This window comes from Caulobacter sp. RHG1 (assembly GCF_013181195.1).
Lineage (GTDB): Bacteria > Pseudomonadota > Alphaproteobacteria > Caulobacterales > Caulobacteraceae > Caulobacter.
In genome coordinates this window covers 209812-227612 of record NZ_SMZP01000004.1, presented here as the reverse complement: position 1 = coordinate 227612, position 17801 = coordinate 209812, and the positions used below count along the sequence as shown (strand labels likewise).

At 67.5% G+C, this 17801-nt stretch carries 18 protein-coding genes and 1 tRNA gene; 7 read left to right on the top strand and 12 right to left on the bottom strand.

The features are described 5' to 3' along the window. Window positions 1-2: 2 nt before the first annotated feature. Complete coding sequence (locus E1H18_RS12170) at window positions 3-1448, bottom strand: NCS1 family nucleobase:cation symporter-1 (RefSeq protein WP_172268356.1); 1446 nt, start codon at window positions 1446-1448, stop codon at window positions 3-5. Window positions 1449-1458: 10 nt separating this feature from the next. Beyond that, window positions 1459-1944, bottom strand: a complete 486-nt coding sequence (locus E1H18_RS12165; protein WP_172268353.1) for a MarR family winged helix-turn-helix transcriptional regulator — start codon at window positions 1942-1944, stop codon at window positions 1459-1461. A gap of 78 nt (window positions 1945-2022) precedes the next feature. On the opposite strand from E1H18_RS12165, the gene E1H18_RS12160 reads away from it, so the two are divergent. Beyond that, window positions 2023-2397: a nuclear transport factor 2 family protein gene (locus E1H18_RS12160; RefSeq protein ID WP_172268350.1), complete on the top strand. Its 375-nt coding sequence runs from the start codon at window positions 2023-2025 to the stop codon at window positions 2395-2397. Here the strand turns inward: E1H18_RS12160 and E1H18_RS12155 are convergent. The 4 genes from E1H18_RS12155 to E1H18_RS12140 all read right to left on the bottom strand — a co-directional run bounded on the left by E1H18_RS12155 (window position 2394) and on the right by E1H18_RS12140 (window position 5067). After that, window positions 2394-2588, bottom strand: a complete 195-nt coding sequence (locus tag E1H18_RS12155; RefSeq protein WP_172268347.1) for a hypothetical protein — start codon at window positions 2586-2588, stop codon at window positions 2394-2396. The genes E1H18_RS12160 and E1H18_RS12155 overlap by 4 nt on opposite strands. A gap of 177 nt (window positions 2589-2765) precedes the next feature. Then, window positions 2766-3203 (bottom strand): DUF2948 family protein, encoded by a 438-nt coding sequence (locus E1H18_RS12150; RefSeq protein WP_172268344.1) that lies wholly within the window; start codon window positions 3201-3203, stop codon window positions 2766-2768. 2 nt (window positions 3204-3205) lie between these two features. Continuing rightward, the gene (gene murA, locus E1H18_RS12145; protein WP_172268341.1) at window positions 3206-4495 is read right to left on the bottom strand and encodes a UDP-N-acetylglucosamine 1-carboxyvinyltransferase; all 1290 of its coding nucleotides are present in this window, start codon (window positions 4493-4495) and stop codon (window positions 3206-3208) included. A gap of 116 nt (window positions 4496-4611) precedes the next feature. Beyond that, window positions 4612-5067, bottom strand: coding sequence for a hypothetical protein (locus tag E1H18_RS12140; protein WP_172268338.1), 456 nt, complete (start codon window positions 5065-5067; stop codon window positions 4612-4614). An 89-nt stretch (window positions 5068-5156) separates the two neighbouring features. Between E1H18_RS12140 and E1H18_RS12135 the strand changes: the two genes are divergently transcribed. From E1H18_RS12135 to E1H18_RS12115, 5 genes are all read left to right on the top strand, one after another. Continuing rightward, window positions 5157-5231 (top strand) — tRNA-Thr (locus tag E1H18_RS12135). A 441-nt stretch (window positions 5232-5672) separates the two neighbouring features. Next, on the top strand, window positions 5673-5912 hold the full coding sequence (locus tag E1H18_RS12130; protein WP_172268335.1) for a DUF6289 family protein: 240 nt from the start codon (window positions 5673-5675) through the stop codon (window positions 5910-5912). Window positions 5913-6161: 249 nt separating this feature from the next. Further along, a complete protein-coding gene (locus E1H18_RS12125) occupies window positions 6162-9242 on the top strand; it encodes a TonB-dependent receptor (RefSeq protein WP_172268332.1) in 3081 nt (1026 codons plus the stop codon). A 109-nt stretch (window positions 9243-9351) separates the two neighbouring features. Next, on the top strand, window positions 9352-10287 hold the full coding sequence (locus E1H18_RS12120) for an alpha/beta fold hydrolase (RefSeq protein WP_172268329.1): 936 nt from the start codon (window positions 9352-9354) through the stop codon (window positions 10285-10287). After that, a complete protein-coding gene (locus E1H18_RS12115) occupies window positions 10284-10763 on the top strand; it encodes a cupin domain-containing protein (RefSeq protein ID WP_172268326.1) in 480 nt (159 codons plus the stop codon). The genes E1H18_RS12120 and E1H18_RS12115 overlap by 4 nt, the downstream gene beginning before the upstream one ends. Window positions 10764-10820: 57 nt before the next feature. On the opposite strand, the gene E1H18_RS12110 is transcribed toward E1H18_RS12115, so the two are convergent. Further along, on the bottom strand, window positions 10821-11846 hold the full coding sequence (locus E1H18_RS12110; RefSeq protein ID WP_172268323.1) for a FecR domain-containing protein: 1026 nt from the start codon (window positions 11844-11846) through the stop codon (window positions 10821-10823). Then, window positions 11843-12370, bottom strand: a complete 528-nt coding sequence (locus E1H18_RS12105) for an RNA polymerase sigma factor (protein WP_172268320.1) — start codon at window positions 12368-12370, stop codon at window positions 11843-11845. Before E1H18_RS12105 ends, E1H18_RS12110 begins: the two co-directional genes overlap by 4 nt. Window positions 12371-12565: 195 nt before the next feature. Between E1H18_RS12105 and E1H18_RS12100 the strand changes: the two genes are divergently transcribed. Then, window positions 12566-13078, top strand: coding sequence for a helix-turn-helix domain-containing protein (locus tag E1H18_RS12100; protein WP_172268317.1), 513 nt, complete (start codon window positions 12566-12568; stop codon window positions 13076-13078). Here E1H18_RS12100 and E1H18_RS12095 read toward each other — a convergent pair. The 4 genes from E1H18_RS12095 to E1H18_RS12080 all read right to left on the bottom strand — a co-directional run bounded on the left by E1H18_RS12095 (window position 12970) and on the right by E1H18_RS12080 (window position 17767). Further along, a complete protein-coding gene (locus E1H18_RS12095; RefSeq protein WP_172268314.1) occupies window positions 12970-13764 on the bottom strand; it encodes a glutathione S-transferase family protein in 795 nt (264 codons plus the stop codon). The genes E1H18_RS12100 and E1H18_RS12095 overlap by 109 nt on opposite strands. A 104-nt stretch (window positions 13765-13868) precedes the next feature. Beyond that, window positions 13869-16259, bottom strand: coding sequence for a TonB-dependent receptor (locus tag E1H18_RS12090; protein WP_172268311.1), 2391 nt, complete (start codon window positions 16257-16259; stop codon window positions 13869-13871). 199 nt (window positions 16260-16458) lie between these two features. After that, window positions 16459-17070: a glutathione S-transferase family protein gene (locus E1H18_RS12085; RefSeq protein WP_172268308.1), complete on the bottom strand. Its 612-nt coding sequence runs from the start codon at window positions 17068-17070 to the stop codon at window positions 16459-16461. 100 nt (window positions 17071-17170) lie between these two features. After that, a complete protein-coding gene (locus E1H18_RS12080; RefSeq protein ID WP_172268305.1) occupies window positions 17171-17767 on the bottom strand; it encodes a TetR/AcrR family transcriptional regulator in 597 nt (198 codons plus the stop codon). Between the last annotated feature and the right edge of the window lie 34 nt (window positions 17768-17801).

Below are 17801 nucleotides of genomic sequence, written 5' to 3'. Positions count from 1 at the left end.
GCCTACGCACGTCCTCGCATCATCACCCCATACACCGCCGCCGCGATCGCCAGGCCCACGAACCAGGCGTAGGTGTAGAGCCCCGTCCAGAACGTCCCCACCCCAGCGAACAGGTGCGGCGCGGCGGCCGCGAGGAAGCCCGGCAGGTTCGGCAGCACGCCCAGGACCAGGGCGATGATCGCCGCCGGGTTCCAGCCGCGTCGGTAGGCATAGGCGCCCTCGCGGACATAGAGGTCGTCCACCACGAGCTGCGCCTTCCGCACCAGCCAGTAGTCGACGATCAGGATCCCCGCGATCGGCCCCAGCAGGGCGCTGTAGCCGACCAGCCAGGTGAAGATATAGCCCTGGGTCGTCTCCAGCAGCTTCCAAGGCATGATCAAGACGCCGATGCCGGCCGTGATCCAGCCGCCGATGCGATAGCTGACCTTGCTGGGCCACAGGGCCGAAAAGTCATAGGCCGGGCCCACCAGGTTGGCGGCGATGTTGCAGCAGACAGTGTCCAGGCTGATGATCAGCAGGCCCACGACCACGGCGATCCCGCCGATATCGCCGGCCAGTTGCACCGGGTCCCAGACCGCCTTGCCGAACACCAGCACCGTGGCCGAGGTCGTCACCACGCTGACCAGGGCCAGCAGGCCCATCGGAAGCGGCAGGCCGACCGCCTGGCCCAGAATCTGGTCCGACTGCGCCTTGGCGAACCGCGTGAAGTCGGGAATGTTCAGGGCCAGGGTCGCCCAGAAGCCCACCATCGCCGTCAGGGCCGGCGCGAACACGCTCCAGAACTGGCCCGCCTTGGCCCCGCCGTCGACGAAGGCCGACGGCTGGTGGAAAATCGGGCCAAGACCGCCGGCCTTGGACACCGCCCACCAGACCATCAGGCCGCAGATCAGGATCTTGATCGGCGCGGTCCAGGTCTCAAGCTTACGGACGGCGTTCAGGCCCTTGGTCACGAACAGCAGCTGGATGACCCAGAACGCCAGGAAGGCTAGCAGCTGACCGACGCCGATCCCCAGCAGCGGTAGCGGCGCGCCCTCCAGCTTGCGCCCGACGATCACGCCGAGCAGGGTCAAGAGCGCGCCGCCGCCGATCCAGGTCTGAATGCCGTACCAGCCGCAGGCGACGATGGCCCGCGCCACGGCCGGGACCCACGCCCCTTTCCAGCCGAACGACGCCCGCGCCAGCACCGCATAGGGCACGCCCCAGCGCGCGCCCGCGTGGCCGATCAGCAGCATGGGAACCAGGACGATGACATTGCCCAGCAGCACGGTGACCACCGCCTGCCCCGCCGACATGCCCTGCTCGATCAGACCCGAGGCCAGCATGTAGGCCGGCACGCACATCACCATGCCTAGCCACAGCGCCGCAAAGTGCCACCAGCGCCAAGTGCGCTGCGCCGCGCCGGTCGGCGCAAGGTCTTCGTTCCACAGGTCGCTGTCGGGCGTGCGCATGAGGCGAAGCTTAGGAGCGGTCGGGGACTTCCGGCAAGCTCGCGGAACGATGTTCGCCCTGCTCGGCGCTCGCGACCCGCTCGAGATTGTCGATCAGGCGGGTCAGCAGTTGGATCAGGGTCGTGGTCTCTTCCTTGGAGAAGCCGCTCAGCACCTCGGCATTGCCCTGCAGCAGGACGGCGATCGCATCGGGTAATCGCACCTGCGCCGCCTCGGTCAGGGTGATGCGGCTGCTGCGGCCGTCGGCGGGATCAGGCGTGCGCTGGATCAGACCGTCGCGCTCCATCCTCGCCAGCATCTGCGCCATGGGCGGCTGCTCGATCCGGGCGAAGCGGGCCAGATCGCGCTGAGTGCTGGCCTGACCATCCCGCAGCGCGACCAGCACCGGCAGGTGCCCGACGCCGAAACCTAATGGCTTCAGCCGCGCCTCGCTCAGCCGCGTGAAGCCCCTGGACGCCAGGCTGATCAGGTGCCCGGGCGTCGAAAGCACATCCATCGTCCTCACCTCTTGCGCTTGCTCCGAACAAATACATATGCACGTATGCAATTTAGCGCAATGGACGGAGACGAGGTCATGGACGCCGATATCGAGACCCTGAACCGCCTCTACGAGCGCTTCAACGCGCGCGACATCGACGGCGTGCTGGTCGCCCTGGCCGACGACGTCGCCTGGGCCAATGCGATGGAGGGCGGCCACGAGCAAGGCCATAACGCCGTGCGCGCCTACTGGACGCGGCAGTGGGCGATCGTCAGCCCGCATGTCGAACCGGTGAGCTACGCGCGCACCGCCGACGGCGCGGTCGTGGCGCGGGTCATCCAGACTATCCGCGATCTGGATGGCCATCCGCTGGAGGGCCAGACGCACGGACTAAAGGACAAGACCGTCGGTCATGCCTTCCGCCTCAGCAACGGCAAGGTCACGCGCTTCGACATCGAACAAGAAGATTAGGCCAGCGCCGCGTAGGCCAGGGTCGCCAGCCCGGCGAAAAACACGACGCTCAGCGCTGCCAGGGTCGCTCGGCCCCAGTCGAAGCAAGGACCGCCGTGGCGCAGCACCGGCGGCTCGGGCTTGGTGATGTCACACGCACGGAAGAAAACCGACTGGGTTTCCCCAGTCGCATAGGATGTCCTTCTGGCCATGACGGCCTCCCTGACGACGCGCCTCTGATGGGCGCATGCAGGAAAGTTAACACCGCTCGCCTGACAGGCGAACAGGCCAGGCGATCACTAGCGCGTGGGACGAATTCTCAGCGACCGCCCTGCCCTCAAGAGATCAGAAAAAAGGCGCCGCCCAGAGTTTGGGCAGGCGCCTAATTCTCAGTCCGCGTGACCGGGCGTCCGGGGCGTCGCCCACGCCTCGGAGACGTCAGCCAAAGCCACGTCCAGGCAGTCGACCGTCACCCGCATGTCGCCCCCGCCCGCGAAGGTCAGAACGACGACGCCGGCCGGCGCTTCCTCGGCCGGCTCGAAGCCGATCGACATCAGCGAGACCACTGCCCCCTTGGCGTCGCGACGCAGGTTCCGGGCTTGCACGCCGGCGACGTCGCCAAATTGCAGGGCCGACCGCACGCGTTCACCCTTCTTGCCCTGCGCCTCCCACCGGAAACGGTTGCAGGCGAGGGTCAAGGTGCGGCTCTGCGCGTCCCAGCGGATGTCGCCGATCTTGGCCACGGCGTCCTGCAGGGCGGCCGACAGCACGCCGAGGTCGTCGGCGTCCTGGGCTAGAAGGCGCAAGGGCTTGCCGTTCTCGGCCATGGCTAGAGCTCCGGCTCGCCGTCGCCCGCGATGCGGCGGACCTGAGCCCCGCAGGCGCCCAGCTTCTCTTCCAGCCGCTCGAAGCCGCGATCCAGGTGATAGATGCGGCTGACCGTGGTCTCGCCGCGCGCGACCAGGCCGGCGATCACCAGGCTGACCGAAGCGCGCAGGTCGGTGGCCATGACCTCGGCGCCTTCCAGCTGCTCGACGCCGCGCACGCGGGCCTCGCCGCCCGACACCGAGATGTCGGCGCCCAGGCGCATCAGCTCAGGGGCGTGCATGAAGCGGTTTTCGAAGATGGTCTCGCGAATCCGGCTCTCGCCCTTGGCCGTGGTCATCAGGGCCATGAACTGCGCCTGCAGGTCGGTGGCGAAGCCCGGGAACGGCGCGGTCTCGATATCGACGGCCTCCAGGCGGTGACCGTTGCGGCGGATAATGCAGCCGTCGGCGGTCTGCTCGACGCCGGCGCCGGCTTCCTTCAGCTTGTCCAGCAGAGCGTCGATCAGACCCGGACGCGCGTTGGTCAGGCGCACTTCACCGCCGGCCATGGCCGCGGCGACGGCGTAGGTGCCCATCTCGATCCGGTCGGGGATCACCGCACGGGTCGCGCCGTGCAAGCGGGCGACGCCGGTGATGGTGACGGTCGGGGTGCCGGCGCCTTCGACCTTGGCGCCCATGGCGTTCAGGCATTCCTGCAGGTCGACCAGCTCCGGCTCGCAGGCGGCGTTGTGGATCACGCTGACGCCATCGGCCAACACGGCGGCCAGCATGGCGTGCTCCGTGGCGCCCACAGAGACGAACGGGAAGGTGATCTCCGCGCCCTTCAGGCCACGCGGGGCCTGGGCGTAGACATAGCCCTCGTGCAGATCGATCTTGGCGCCCAGGGCCTCGATGGCCTGCAGGTGCAGATCCACGGGGCGCGCGCCGATGGTGCAGCCGCCGGGCAACGAGACCTTGGCCTGGCCCGAGCGGGCGACCAGCGGACCCAGCACGTTGAACGAGGCGCGCATCTGGCGGACCAGGTCGTAGGGCGCAAAGCCGCTGGTGATCTCGGCGGCGTGCAGCAGCGTCTGCTGGCCGTCGGGCCCGTCACTCTCGGTCACTTCCACGCCCAGGCGCTTGAGCAGCTTGCCCAGGAAACGCGTGTCGGCCAGGCGCGGCATATTGGTCAGGCGCAGCGGCTCGTCGGTGAGCAGGCTGGCGGCCATCAACTTGATGGCCGAGTTCTTGGCGCCGCTGACCGGGATCGACCCGTTCAACTGCGCGCCGCCGATGATGGCGATGCGATCCATTCACGTCCCTCGAACGCGCAGGCGGTGGGGGCTGCCCGCGCGGGTCACATGTGAGGGGCGGGTTCTATCCGTTGCAAGAGGGGTTGCAAGAGCTTCCCCATCTTAAGTTGGCTTCCTTACAGCGGCGCCGAGAGGTCGTAGGGCCGTTCGTCGTCCGGCCATCGCAGGTCGTGGGTGGTGCTGGCAAGGTCGAGGGCCAGCTGGATGAGCTCGATCGCCTTGCGGGTCGCCTCCAGCCCGTCGCGACCGAAGGCGGCCTTGCCGCAGTCGGTGTCGAACGCGCCGCCGTCCCCCTCCAGACGCACGGCGACCGCCCATCCCTCCCCGTCGGGATTCGCGAACGGAGCGGACATCTGAACCGTCAACGGGACGCGATCGCCGCCGCGAAGACTTATCCCCAGAAGCTTGCGAACGACGATATATGGCTGCGGCGCGGCCTCGGCGACGGCGATCGCCGGGTCGACATCCTCGCGAAAAGCCCCGCGGGCCGCGGCTTTTCGCTTCCGCAGGTTCGTCCGGAGCGCTTCGGCCAGCTTGGCTTCGCGAGTGGATTTGTCGTCGCTGATCGGCATGCGACCGGGGTGCGGCGACAAACTTCTGCGGTCAAGACGATTTTAGGCTTGGCGTTCGCGATTCCCGTCGCTATACGCCCCTCCTCTTCGCCGCGGTAGCTCAGTGGTAGAGCGCATCCTTGGTAAGGCTGAGGTCCAGGGTTCGAGTCCCTGTCGTGGCACCATCGGGACCCAAAGCAATTCAAAGCTTTGGGTCCCGACCATTAGCGAAGAGATCGTTTCCCAAATCGTCAGATGTACCCGGTGCGTTCACGCGTGAACGTGGCCGTTCTGGGAGATATTCGGGAACTGCCAGCTCCGCTCCAAGCGCGGCCAGAGAAGCGGTGTTGCGGCAGCGACCGATAGGCCACCTACGCCATTCAACCCGCGCCCAATGAGACTTGCTGCGGCTACACCGCCATCAGATAGGCTCGGACTTAAATTAGCGAGCGCTGCAAAAGCGGCGGCGGCTCCAAGCCCCACGGCCAAACCCCGCAAGCGCGGATCCCATGCACTAAAGAGCCCGCTCAAATTCCCCTTAAAGTCGCACTAGCGATAATGCTTCTCAAGATTGACTCTCGACGATTGACGCGCAACCGTCGCGCTTCCACTTGGAGAGAACGACAATGAAGCTCGGAAAATTGGTTCTGGTTTCGGCTGCCATCTCGGCAATGGTTGTCCCCACCATGGTCTCGGCCGTGCCCATAAATTACATCGAAACGACGTTCTATTCAGACGCGACAAAAACAGTCGTGGTCGGCGGGCACATCACGCCGTGCGTAAGCTATCCGTACGCTTGGGGAGAGCGCACGCCTTACTATGATATTTACAGCGAAAGCTGCCAGATCGATCACCCTGAACTTTGATAGCCAAGGCCAGCCAGCCCCTAGACGGCTCGCATGCCCATGACAATGATGAGGCCGCCGCTCCCATGAGCGGCGGCCTTTGCCCAAAGGCCGCCCTGCGGCAGCGGTGGCTTTGACTACAGGCTGAACTACGGAGCGCCGTGACGCCCGCCCTTTCGTCGCTTAGCGAGCTATGATCTCGTGCTTGCCTGCGAAGCGGGTGACGCGGCACAGATCGGGCTCTGGATTCGACGCCTTTGGGGGAAGCGCATGTCTCTGCAGCGACGCGCTAGCCTCGGCTGGACTTGCGCCGGCACCTTGCTGGCGGCCGCGGGAACCGTCCAGGCCGCGCCCATTCGGGTCGACGTCCGCGCCGGCGCTCTGCAGAACGCCCTCAACGAGCTGGCCCAGGAGAACCGGGTCGACATCCTCTACGCCGCGGACCTGGTCAGGGGTCGCCGCAGCCAGGGGCTGAAAGGCCGTTTTACCCCGGAACACGCGATAGAGCATCTCCTGGCGGGATCGGGGATCGGCTACCGGATCACGCCCGACGGCGTCTTCATCCTCTTCGAACGACGCACAGGCCAAGCCGCCGACCGCGACGACGGGGCGATCGCCGAGGTTCTGATCCTGGGTCGACGCACCCAGAACGCCGACATCCGGCGCACCGAGAACGATATCCAGCCCTACAAGGTCGCCGGGCCGCGGGATCTGGAAATCGCTCCGCAGGACAATATCGAGCAGTACCTGCGAGACCGCCTTCCCGCCAACGGCCAGGCGATCTCGCCCGGCCAGTACGTCAACAGTCCTGCAGGAACCAACTCGGCGATCGATCTGCGCGGCGTCGGCCTGCAGAGGACCCTGGTGCTGGTCGACGGACGCCGCCTGCCCAGCCTGCCATCACGCGGCGCAGGCCTGGAGCAGAGCGATCTCAACGCCATCCCTCTGGGCGCGATAGAGCGGCTCGAGATCCTGACCGCCACGGCCGGCGGCATCCATGGCCCCACCGCCATCGGCGGGGTCGTCAACGTGGTGCTGAAGCGCGACTACCGGGGTGCGGACCTGACGGTGGTCTCGGGCTTGTCCGGCCGCGGCGACGCCGGTCGCGGAAGGCTCGAAGCCCGCATCGGCTTCACGCCCGACGCTGGCCGCACCGATGTGATGCTGGCGGCTTCCTACGCGGCGGCGCAGCGTCTCACCGTCGGCCAGCGCGACTATGCGCGCCGGTCCCTGGAATGGCAGGCGCGCAACAATCCCGGCGAGTTCCTCTTCCAGCAGCGCCCCGTCAACGCCATCACGGTGCGCAGCAGCCAAGGCGAGTCGTTGCGGCTGGACGCGGCCTATGGCGGCGCGGCGCTCAGCAGCAGCTACACTTTTCTGCCGTTGGGCTTCCAGGGAACCGACCAGGAGAAGGCCGCCGTGCTGGTCGCCAACGCCGGGCGGCTGCCGACATCGTCGCCCGCCGGCACGGCGGGCGACGACACCTCGCTGATCTCGACGCCCAAGACCTATTCGATCCTGTTCAGCGCCCGTCACAGGCTCAGCGACCGGATCGAGATCTTCGCCGATGGCCTGGACTTGCATGACGAGGCCCGAACGGTCACGCCCAAGTCACCGGGCTTTCGCAGCGAGAGTCACGCCAACGCGGCAGGAAACCTGTTCGCCAACACGGTCTATTTCAACTTTCCCCTCCAGGACCTGGTCGAGACCCGGACGACGACGGTCGATGTTCGCCGCTTCACCGGCGGGATGATCGCGACGCTTCCCGGGCGCTGGCGGGGGTCAGCCGACTATACGGTCGGCCGTTCGGTGCTGACCGCCGAAAGCCAGAGCACGGTTCTCAGCGGTTTCGGCTCCGCGCTGTGGGACGGGTTCGCCGGAGCGCGCGGCCAGCCGCCGGTCATGCCGCTTGGCGACTATTCGGCGCTTCAGTCGGCGGCAATGGCCTACGCTTCACCGTCCGGCGGCCGAAGCCGGCTGACCACCCAGTTCAGCAGCGGCGTCGTACGCGCGGCAGGTCCGCTTATCGACCTTCCAGGAGGGCCGCTCACGGCGACCTTGCTGGGCGAGGTTCGTCGCGAGCGCATGCCGCAGTCGGACTATGTGTTCACGAGCACAGGCGTGACCTTTCAATCGCCGACGCCTGATCGGGTTCAGCGCGTCACGTCCGGCTATGCCGAGCTTCGCGCGCCCCTGCTCGGCCGCGACGCCTCCATCGCACCGCTGCGCGGCCTCGAGCTGCAGTTGGCCGTGCGCCGCGACGCCATCAAGACCACCTTCCCAGACACAGTCCTGACCGGGGTGGCGAACGTGATGATCCGGACCTCCGCCCGTCACGAAGCCGATGTGTTCACCCTGGGCGCGCGCGCTTATCCGGCCGACTGGCTGATGCTGCGGGCCAGCGCCGCAACGGGTGAGTCTCCGCCTGACCTGACCCACCTCCAGCAGCTCGGCATCGTCGCCAGCAACGCCGCCGTCTTTCCCACGACCGACCCCAAACGCGGCGATCGCCCCATCGTCGCCGACGGTCCGTTCCTGTGGGGCCGAACCGGGTGGCATGACATCGGCCAGGAAAAGGGCCTGACGCGATCGCTTGGCGTCGTGCTCAACCCGTCGGGCGCCAAGGGGCCGCGCCTGTCGATCGACGTCTCGCGCCTTGAGATCCGCGACGAGATCGGAGCTTCCGGCATCGACTACAACGACATGCTGGCCCACGAAGAGCGCTATCCCAACCGCGTCATTCGCGAACCGCTGTCCGCGGCCGACGCAGCCCTTGGCTATACCGCCGGCCGCATCGTGGCGCTGTATGGCGGGCTGGGAAACGTCGGACGGACCGTCGCCGAAACCGTGGACTTTCAGCTGGAGTGGACGGCCCCGCCGATCTTCCGGGGCGAGACGCTGGTCTACGGCGCCGCGACCTGGCAACCCACCTTGCGCACCCGGCGCAGACCCGGCGCGCCCTGGCTGGACCGGGTCGGCTACCGCGACGGCCCCCTTGAATGGCGGGGAAATGGCGGCGCCCAATGGCGGCGCGGCCCGCTGATGATGGACCTTAACGTCCAGTATCTGGGCCGCTCCAGCCCCCGCTGGTCGGCCTACAGCGTGGTGCTGTTCCAGACTGCGGCCCGTAACCAGACCAGCGCCCATGTCGCCTCCCGAGCCTATCTGGACCTGACCGCGCGTCGCCGGTTCGCGTTCGCCGACGGGCAGGCGCTGGACGTGCGGGTCGCCGTGCAGAACCTCTTGGACACCAGTCCCCCGATCGTCGCCGACCCTATCCACATGGGCTACGACTACCGCAGCGATCCGCGCAGGCGGCGCTTCGAACTCAGCCTTTCAGGCCATTTCTAGGTCCGGCGCGACCATGTGAGGGTTCTTCGAAAACCTGCGTTCTCCCCTGACGAGCCGTCCGCCTGGACGCTCGGTCGCGGCCATTCCGCGCCATCCTGGAGAACAACAGGTGTTCAAGCTCGCCCCGGCCGCCCTGGCGGCCCTCTTCCTCTCAACCTCGGCGCTGGTCTCGACGGCGCAGGCCCAGGTCAAGCCGTTCCCGGCCGACTTCAAGACCCAGGACATCGCCGCCAACGGCGTGACGATCCATGTCCGTGTCGGCGGCAAGGGCCCGGCCGTCGTGCTGCTGCACGGCTACGGCGAGACCGGCGACATGTGGGAGCCGATGGCCGCCGAACTGGCCAAGACCCACACCGTCATCGTGCCCGACCTGCGGGGCCTTGGCCTGTCGTCAAAGCCTGCATCCGGCGGTTATGACAAGAAGACCCAAGGCCAGGACGTGGCCGGCGTGCTGGACACCCTGAAAGTCGGCAAGGTCGATCTGGTCACCCACGATATCGGCAACATGGTCGGCTACGCCTTCGCCGCCGAGCATCGCGACCGGGTCGGACGCTTCGTGCTGATCGATGCGCCGCTGCCGGGCGTCGGCCCCTGGGAGGAGGTCCTCAAGAACCCGCTGCTGTGGCACTTCCGGTTCGGCGGTCCAGATATGGAGCGCCTGGTCGCCGGCCGCGAGCGCATCTATCTCGACCGTTTCTGGAACGAGTTCTCGGCCACGCCCGCGCGCTTCACCGAGGCGTCGCGCCAGCACTACGCCAAGCTCTACGCCCAGCCCGGCGCGATGCATGGGGGCTTCTCGCAGTTCGCCGCCTTCGACCAGGACGCCGTCGACAACAAGGCCTTCATGGCCCAAGGCAAGCTGGACATGCCGGTGCTGGCCCTGGGCGGCGAGAAGTCGTTCGGCCCGATGATGGCGACGGTCATGCGGTTCGCCGCCAGCAACGTCACCGAGGGCGTGGTCCCCGACTCCGGTCACTGGATCATGGAAGAAAACCCCAAGGCCACGGTGGCGATGGTGCGCGACTTCCTGGACGCCAAGCCGTGAGCCGGCGGGTCTGCGCCAGCGCCGCGTTCGCGCTGATCGCCGTCGCTGGCGCGGCCTCGGCCCAGGGGCCGATGCTGCGCCTGACGCCTATGGAGATCGAGAGCCTGGCGCAGGGCGGCGCGGGTCCCGGGACGTCCGGCGTCGCCGGCATCCGCACGACGACGCTCTATGGCGATCCCCGCAAGGCCGGCCCCTACACGATCGCCTTGCGTGCGCCGCCCAATGTGCGGATCGCCGCCCACGGCCATCGCGATGAGCGCACCGCCATCGTCGTCGCCGGCGTCTGGCGCTTCGGCTACGGCCGCAAGGCCGACGAGACTCTGGTCAAGACACTGCCGCCGGGCAGCTTCTACAGCGAACCGGCCGGGGTCGAGCACTTCGCCATGACCGGTCCCGAAGGAGCGACCGTCTACATCTCTGGCTTTGGCCCGACGAGCACCGACTATGTGGAGGCCGCGGACACGCCCAAGCCCTAGGCGCCGCAAACGGGAGCAGGGCCCAGCGCCCTGCTCCCGCCCTCACGAATGAGCCGTCTACCGCCGCTGGGAGACCAGCTCATAGGTATTGGCGTCACGGGCGATCATCCTCACGGGCAGGACTTCGGAAACAGACCGCCCGAACCGCTTGATGTCGCCCGTCCTGAAGACGCCAGTGATCCGAAGGGCCGCCACCTTGGGATCCTTGATGACGATCTGCGCACGCGTGTGACGGTTCAGAAGACCGACCGCTTCGGACAGCGGCTGATCGCGAAACTCGACCACGCCCTGACGCCAGCTGAGGGCTTCGCCGAGGTCGGCGGGCGACACCTTGCCCGCGCTCCCCGTCTGGACGGAGAATGCCTGCCCCGGCGCGAGCTTGATGGGCGGCGCCGCGCGATCCGCCACCGAAACGCTTCCCTCGGCCAGAACCACGCGGAGGGCGCGCGGCGTCAATTGAACATCAAACTGCGTACCAAGCGCGGTGATCACGCTGGAGCCTGCCTGGACAGCGAAGGGACGTGTGCGGTCGTGGGAAACGTCGAAGAACGCCCGCCCCTTCTGCAGCCGCACGTCACGTCGCCTGCCTGAGAAGGCCACATCCAGCGCACTGTCGGCGTCGAGCGTGACGCGGGTTCCGTCCGGCAGGTCGACGATGGATTTCTGCCCCTTGCCGGCGACATAGTCCGCCTGTCCGAAGGCCGCGAGCGACGGAGGGTCTTGGAGCGCGACGGACACCGGCTGCGCCGAACGGCCCAGCCATCCTCTTTGAACGCCCGTGAACAGCGCCACCGAGACCAGCGCCAGCACGATCGACGCGGCGATCAGCCCCGGCCAGAGCGACCTGGCCATAGGCTCGGGCCCGGCCTGCCTGGCGGCCCGCGTCAGGGCCGCGATCATGTCGCTGTCGGCCGCGTCGTCGAAGACCTGCCACATCTGTTGAGCCTGAGCCCAGGCGTCGCGGTGGGCTTGGCTCTCGTCCAGCCAAGCCGCGAACTGCTCGCGCTGCGGCGCTTGGTCGAGGTCCTCGCGGGCCAGCCATCGCGCGGCGGCCTGGGCCGGGGTGAGATGTTCGCGGGTCATCGGACGCCTCCCGCATGGGCCATCAGATGCTCGATGGCGCGAACCATATGCTTCTCCACCGCGCTGACCGACAGACCCAGCTGGTTGGCGATGGCCTGGTGGCGCAGACCGTCGATCCGGCGGAGCAGAAAGATCGTCCGCGTACGCTCGGGCATGGTCATCAAGGCTGCAGCGGCGGCGTTCAGAGCCTGCTTGCCGGCATAGATGCGCGCGGGGTCGAAGTCCTGATCGCTCCGAAGATCCGGATCCAGTCCGACATGCTCGTCGGCGCGCCGCACGGTGCGGCGGCGATAGCGGTCGGCCAGCACGCTGGCCGCGATCTGGAAGATATAGGCGCTGGCGTGCTCAGTGTTGGCGGGGGCCCCGCGCACGGTCAGGCGCAAGAAAACCTCCTGCACGAGATCCTCGACCTCGCTGGCGTTGCGAACCCGCCGGCGGAAGTAGACAGCCAGGGAGCCGCGCATCGCCGCGGCCTGCCGGGCGAAGATGTCTGCGCGCGCAGCGGCGTCGGAAGCGTCGCTCATCAGCCCCTCTCGCGCCATTCCCATCAGAGACTCCGCGTTCTGCCCAACGGTCAAGCCGGCATCGGCCGTCGGGAAGGCAGAACGCAGCGCCGCTTGAAGTCCTCATCGAAAAAGGCGGCGAGTGAGGAAATCTCGACGACCTGCGTTCGACGAGACAGGGCGGCGCACGATGCAGCGGTCCATCGGAGACGACGCATGGCGAACCTCAGCAGCCCGCCCCTGAAAGGCGGCGACAGCCCCCGCGCGCCAGGGCCGTTCGCCTCCCCCGGTCTCTCGCCCTGGCAGGAGCGCAAGGTGCTGCGTCACATCGACGAGCACCTGCCTGACACCTTGACCATCCAGGCCTTGGCCGCCCTCGCTGGCTTGAGCGCCAGTCATTTCGCGCGTCGCTTCCGCGCCAGCTTCGGCGTCGCCCCGCGTCACTACCTTGTCCAGCGCCGGCTCGAGCACGCCAAGGCGCTGATGCGACAGACCCGCGCGCCGCTCTGCCAGATCGCCCTGGCCAGCGGCTTTTCAGACCAGGCCCACATGTCCCGGACCTTCCGCACGACCATGGGTCTGCCGCCGAGCCAATGGCGACGCCAGCAGGCGCCGGACCCCTATTTCGGAGAAGGCGCAGCCTCACGAGGTCCGGACGGCGCATGCTGCGGCAAGCGCGGCAGACCGCCGATCATGCCGTCCGGCCGCGCCTTGGCCAGCATGCGTTGATAGGCCGGACGCTCCTCGATCTTGACCTTCCAGGCCGCGACGTGAGGGAACTGCGCCTCGTCGACCAGGTTCAGGCCGGTGGCGGCGTTGAGGGGGAACATCATCATGATGTCCGCGCCCGAGAACGCCGGGCCGCCGAACCAGGGATGCTGCGCCAGGAAGTTTTCCGCGAACTGCACGACGGCCTCGGAATCGACCAGGCGCGACCGCTGCTTGGGCGGCTGGGCCGTCCAGGCGCGATAGTCGGAGAACAATCGCGCCGCCAGACTGCCCTCGGCATAGTGCATCCACATCAGGTGATCGGGGTAGTCACGGCTGTCCAGCGCGGGCTGCAGGCGGCCCGGCGCATGGCGGTTGAGGATCAGCTCGATGATCGCGCCGGACTCGACCAGCACCTGATCGCCGTACTTCACGGTCGGCGCCATCGGCACCACGGGGCTGAATTCGCGGATCAGGGCCATGGAGCCGGCCAGGTCGCCACGCTTGAACTTCAGCTCATAGGGCAGGCCCAGCTCTTCCATCAGCCAGACCAGACGCTCGGAACGGCGGCCTTCCAGGTGATAGATCGTCACCGGCGGCATAGGGGCCGCCTTGGCCTTGGCTTCGGCGGCGGAGGCGATCAGCGGCGCGGCGGCCAGGCCGGCTAGAGCGCCCAGCGACGCGCGGCGTCCCATCGACTGTTTCATGTGGCGTTTCCTGAGAATGATGTCGTTTGGAGAAAGGGGGCGAGGCGTCGTCCGCCGCCTCGCCCCGTCCGCAGCGCCGGCAAGAGCGCTGCGGCTAGCGGGTGCTAGAACGCGACGTCCAGGCTGATGCCGGCCCGGCGCACGGAGTCGGGGCTGAAATACTGGACGTAGCCGCCCGGGTTCAGCGCCGTGACCGGCGACGGCGTGATCTGGGCGGCGTAGCGCTTGTCCAGCAGGTTGCTGGCGTACAGCGACACGCTCCAGGCCTTGTCCGGCGCCGAGACGCCGATTCGCCCGCCCAGCAGGCCATAGGCCTTCTGGATCGTGCCCGGGTCGCCGCTGATCGAGTAGTTGACGTCGCTCTGCCAGTTCCAGTTGGCCTGGAAGAAGCCGCGCAGGTCCGGGGTCAGGGGCCGTTCATAGACGGCGCTGAAGCCGTAGACCCAGTCGGGCACGCCGGCCAGGCTGAGGCCCTTGGCGTTGAAGAAGCCGTCCAGCGAGGTCGGCGTAGCCGGCGGCGCGCTGCACGGCCCGCCCTGGGCGATCTTGGGCTGGCCGAAATAGCACTGCACGCCGTTGAAGTCGGCGTAGCGGGCGTGGGTGTAGGCCACGCCAGCCGTGAGGCTGAGGCCCGTCATCGGCCGCGCCATCAGATTGGCCTCGACACCGCGCGTCTTGATCTCGCCGGCGTTGGTGATGCGCGAGGAATAGGTGGCGCTGGTCAGGTCGGAGACCTGGGCCTGGAAGTTCTTGACCGTGGTGGCGTAGACATTGGCGTTCAGGATCAGGCGGCGATCGAGGAACGCGGCCTTCATGCCGGCCTCGTAGCTGGTCGGGATCTCGGGCTGCACCCGCTGGTCGGCCACGGCGGTGGCGGCGCTGAGACCGCTGAAGCCGGGGCCCTTGTAGCCGCGCGACACCGTCGCATAGACCATGACGTCGTCGCTGAAATTGTAGCGCGGACCGATCCGCCACGAGACGTTGGTGTTGTCGACCTCCTGGTGGAAGCTCAGCGTGACCGAGCCGGGGATGTAGACAGCACCCGGTGTCGGGGCCCGGCGGTAGTCCAGGGTGATCTCGTCGCGCGTGACCCGGGCCCCGGCGATCAGATCCAGCTTGGGCGTGATGTGCAGCCCGACCTGGCCGAACGCCGCATAGCTGGTCGAATTGATGTCGTTGACCGTCGAGGTCTCGAAGATCGTGCCCAGCGGCGCGCCGGGGATGATCGGCACGACCGCGCCGTTCGAGGCCGGCACGATCCAGCTGAGCTGCCCCCGCTGCCGGATCAGCGACGAGGCCTTGGAGTGGAAGAGATAGAGGCCGGCGACATAGTCGAAGCGCTCGCCGATCGGCGAGGTCAGGCGCACTTCCTGGCTGAGCCAGTCGGTCTTCCCTGCCCCGCCATTGGTGTCGACATAGCTGACCGTCGTCAGGTCGCCGTCATAGAAGGCCTCGCGCTTGACCGAACGATAGGCGCTGATCGAGGTCAGGGTGTGCTCGCCCATCCCATAGTCGATCTGCAGCGTGCCGCCCTGGGCGCTGGACTTGCCTTGCGAGGGACCGTTGGCGGCCACCTGCAGGTTCTTCGGCCCGGCGACAATGTCGTAGCGGGCGTTGACGACGGCCGGGGCGTAGCCCGGCGTGACCTTGCGCCAGGTCGACGAGCAGCAGAAGGCGTTGTTGTCGGTGCGGTCGGCCGAGAAGAACACGGTCAGATCGTCATTGGGCCGCCACAGCGCCTTCAGGGTCAGGGTGCTGACGTCCTGCGGGTCGGTGAAGACGTTGTCCTTGGCGACGTTGCGGATCAGGCCGTCGCGCTCGTTCTTGGTGGCGACCAGGCGCAGGGCGAAGGTCTCGCTGACCGCCACATTGCCGATGGCTTGCAGGATCTTCTCGCCGCGCTCGCCGTACTGGAGATGCAGCTCGCCGCTGTTCTCGTTCAGCACGGGGCGCTTGGTGATGAAGTGCACCAGGCCCGCCGAGGCGTTCTTGCCGAACAGCATGCCCTGCGGCCCGCGCAGGATCTCGACCCGCTCGATGTCGGCCAGGGTGGCCAGGCTGGCGGGATCGGCCAGCACCACGCCATCGACGACGGTGGAGATGCTCTGCTCGATGCCGGCCGAGAAGCTGCTGGTGCCCACGCCACGGATCGTCAGGCCCGAAGCGCTGCTGCTGAGGCTCTGCTTGAACCGGACGCTGGGGTCGATCAGCGACAGCTGCTGGGGCTGGGTGACGTTCATGGCCGCCAGGGTCTCGCCGCGCGCGGCGGTGATGGCCAGCGGCACGTCCTGGACGTTCTCGGCCCGCTTCTGGGCGGTGACCATGATCTCGTCGACGATGACGCCAGAACTTGTGACGAGAGGGGGGTTGGCGGCCCGGGCCGTAGCCTCCTCCGCCAGGGCGCTATTGGCGGCGAACAGGGCGGCGGCGGCGAACGAGGCCCCCGTCAGCAGATCCGACTTGCGGACCCGCGAAAGACGCGATTGGAAAGGCAAGGCGCATTCCTCCATGAGCCGCTTGGCGGCTTCTTTTGTGATCTTCTGGGCGCAGGTCCTCGTCGCCCGCCACGCGTGCGGTCGCCGAAGCCGGGTGGTCGGGTCCACCGTCTCTATGGGACGTCATCCGGGCCCGGGATGATTAAGTAACGCTATCGTCACTTAACTGGCATGACAAGGCCCTTCGAACGCGCGTTCGTCAGGCCGTGGTGCTGGGCCTCTCGGCGATCCGGTCCAGCCAGGCCAGGACCTGGGCGCAGTCATCAGGGACCGCGACGCCGATGAACTGACCGAACTGGATCGTGGTCACCGCGACGATGTCGGCCATGCTGTAGGCGTCGCCGGCGATGAAGGCGCGATCGGCCAGCTCACCGTCCAGCCAGCGATAAGTCCGCTCGACATGGGGGCGGTTGGACTCGCCGAAATCCTTGTACTGCGTCAGCAGCGCCGCCGTCAGCGGATGGGTGTGACGCCAGATATGGGCGATCGGCAGCATCAGCTGCAGCTCGATGCGGCGGATCCACATGTCGATCGTCGCCTGCTCTTTCGGCGTCTCGCCAAACAGCGACGGCTGCGGGTTCAGGCCTTCCAGATAGCGACAGATGCTGACGCTCTCGCTCAGGAACGTGCCGTCATCCAGCTCGAGCACGGGCACCTGGCCCAGCGAGTTCTTCTCCAGAAAGGCGCTGGCCTTGTGGGCCCGCTCGCGCAGCGGCACCCGCTCGTGTTCCAGCGTCAGACCCTTCTCGGCCAGGAAGATGCGAACGCGGCGCGGATTGGGCGCGGGGTTGTCTTCGCCATAGAGCTTCATGTGTCGTCGCCTCCCCAGGTCGGGGTCTCGACGCCCCGTCAGTTAAGTAACGCTATCGTCACTTAATGTGGGAGGCAACCGCCATTTGACGCGGTGCGTATCAGACCGTCTTGGCCGGGCGCGGCTCGCCGTACTTCTTGGCCAAAGCCTTGGCGCCGGCGACCACCGCCAGAGTGATCGCATCGATCATCGCGTCGTCGTCGCCATCGCGGGCGTCCAGAGCGCCCGCCGTGCCGGCCACCATGAACCACGCATACTGCTTGGCCTGACGTGGCGGCAGACCGAACGCCTTCTGCAGACCCAACGCCCAGCCGTCGGCGTCGGCCTTGCGATTAGCCTTGGCGCGCTCGGCAAGCGGGCCGCAATCACGCACCAGACGCATAAAGAGTTCGCCCCGCTCGTCGGCGCGGCGGCACCAGTACTTCAAGGCGCCGCGCACCCAGTCCTCGAAGCTGGACGCCGGCCCGACTTCGGTCGCCAGGCGCTCGACATAGATCTGGGTCTCACGGTCGAACAGCGCCGTCAGCAGGTCGTCGCGATCGGTGAAATAGCGATAGCCCAACGCCTTGGTGACGCCCGTCAGATGCGCCACGCCATCCATGGTGACCGCGGCGACCCCTTGCTGGATGACGATCTGCGCCGCCGCATCCAGGAAGCGTTCGCGTCGTTCGGCGCCTTTCAACCGTGTCTGAGTCATCCTGGCCTCGAAGCTGCGAACCCTCCTAATGGCG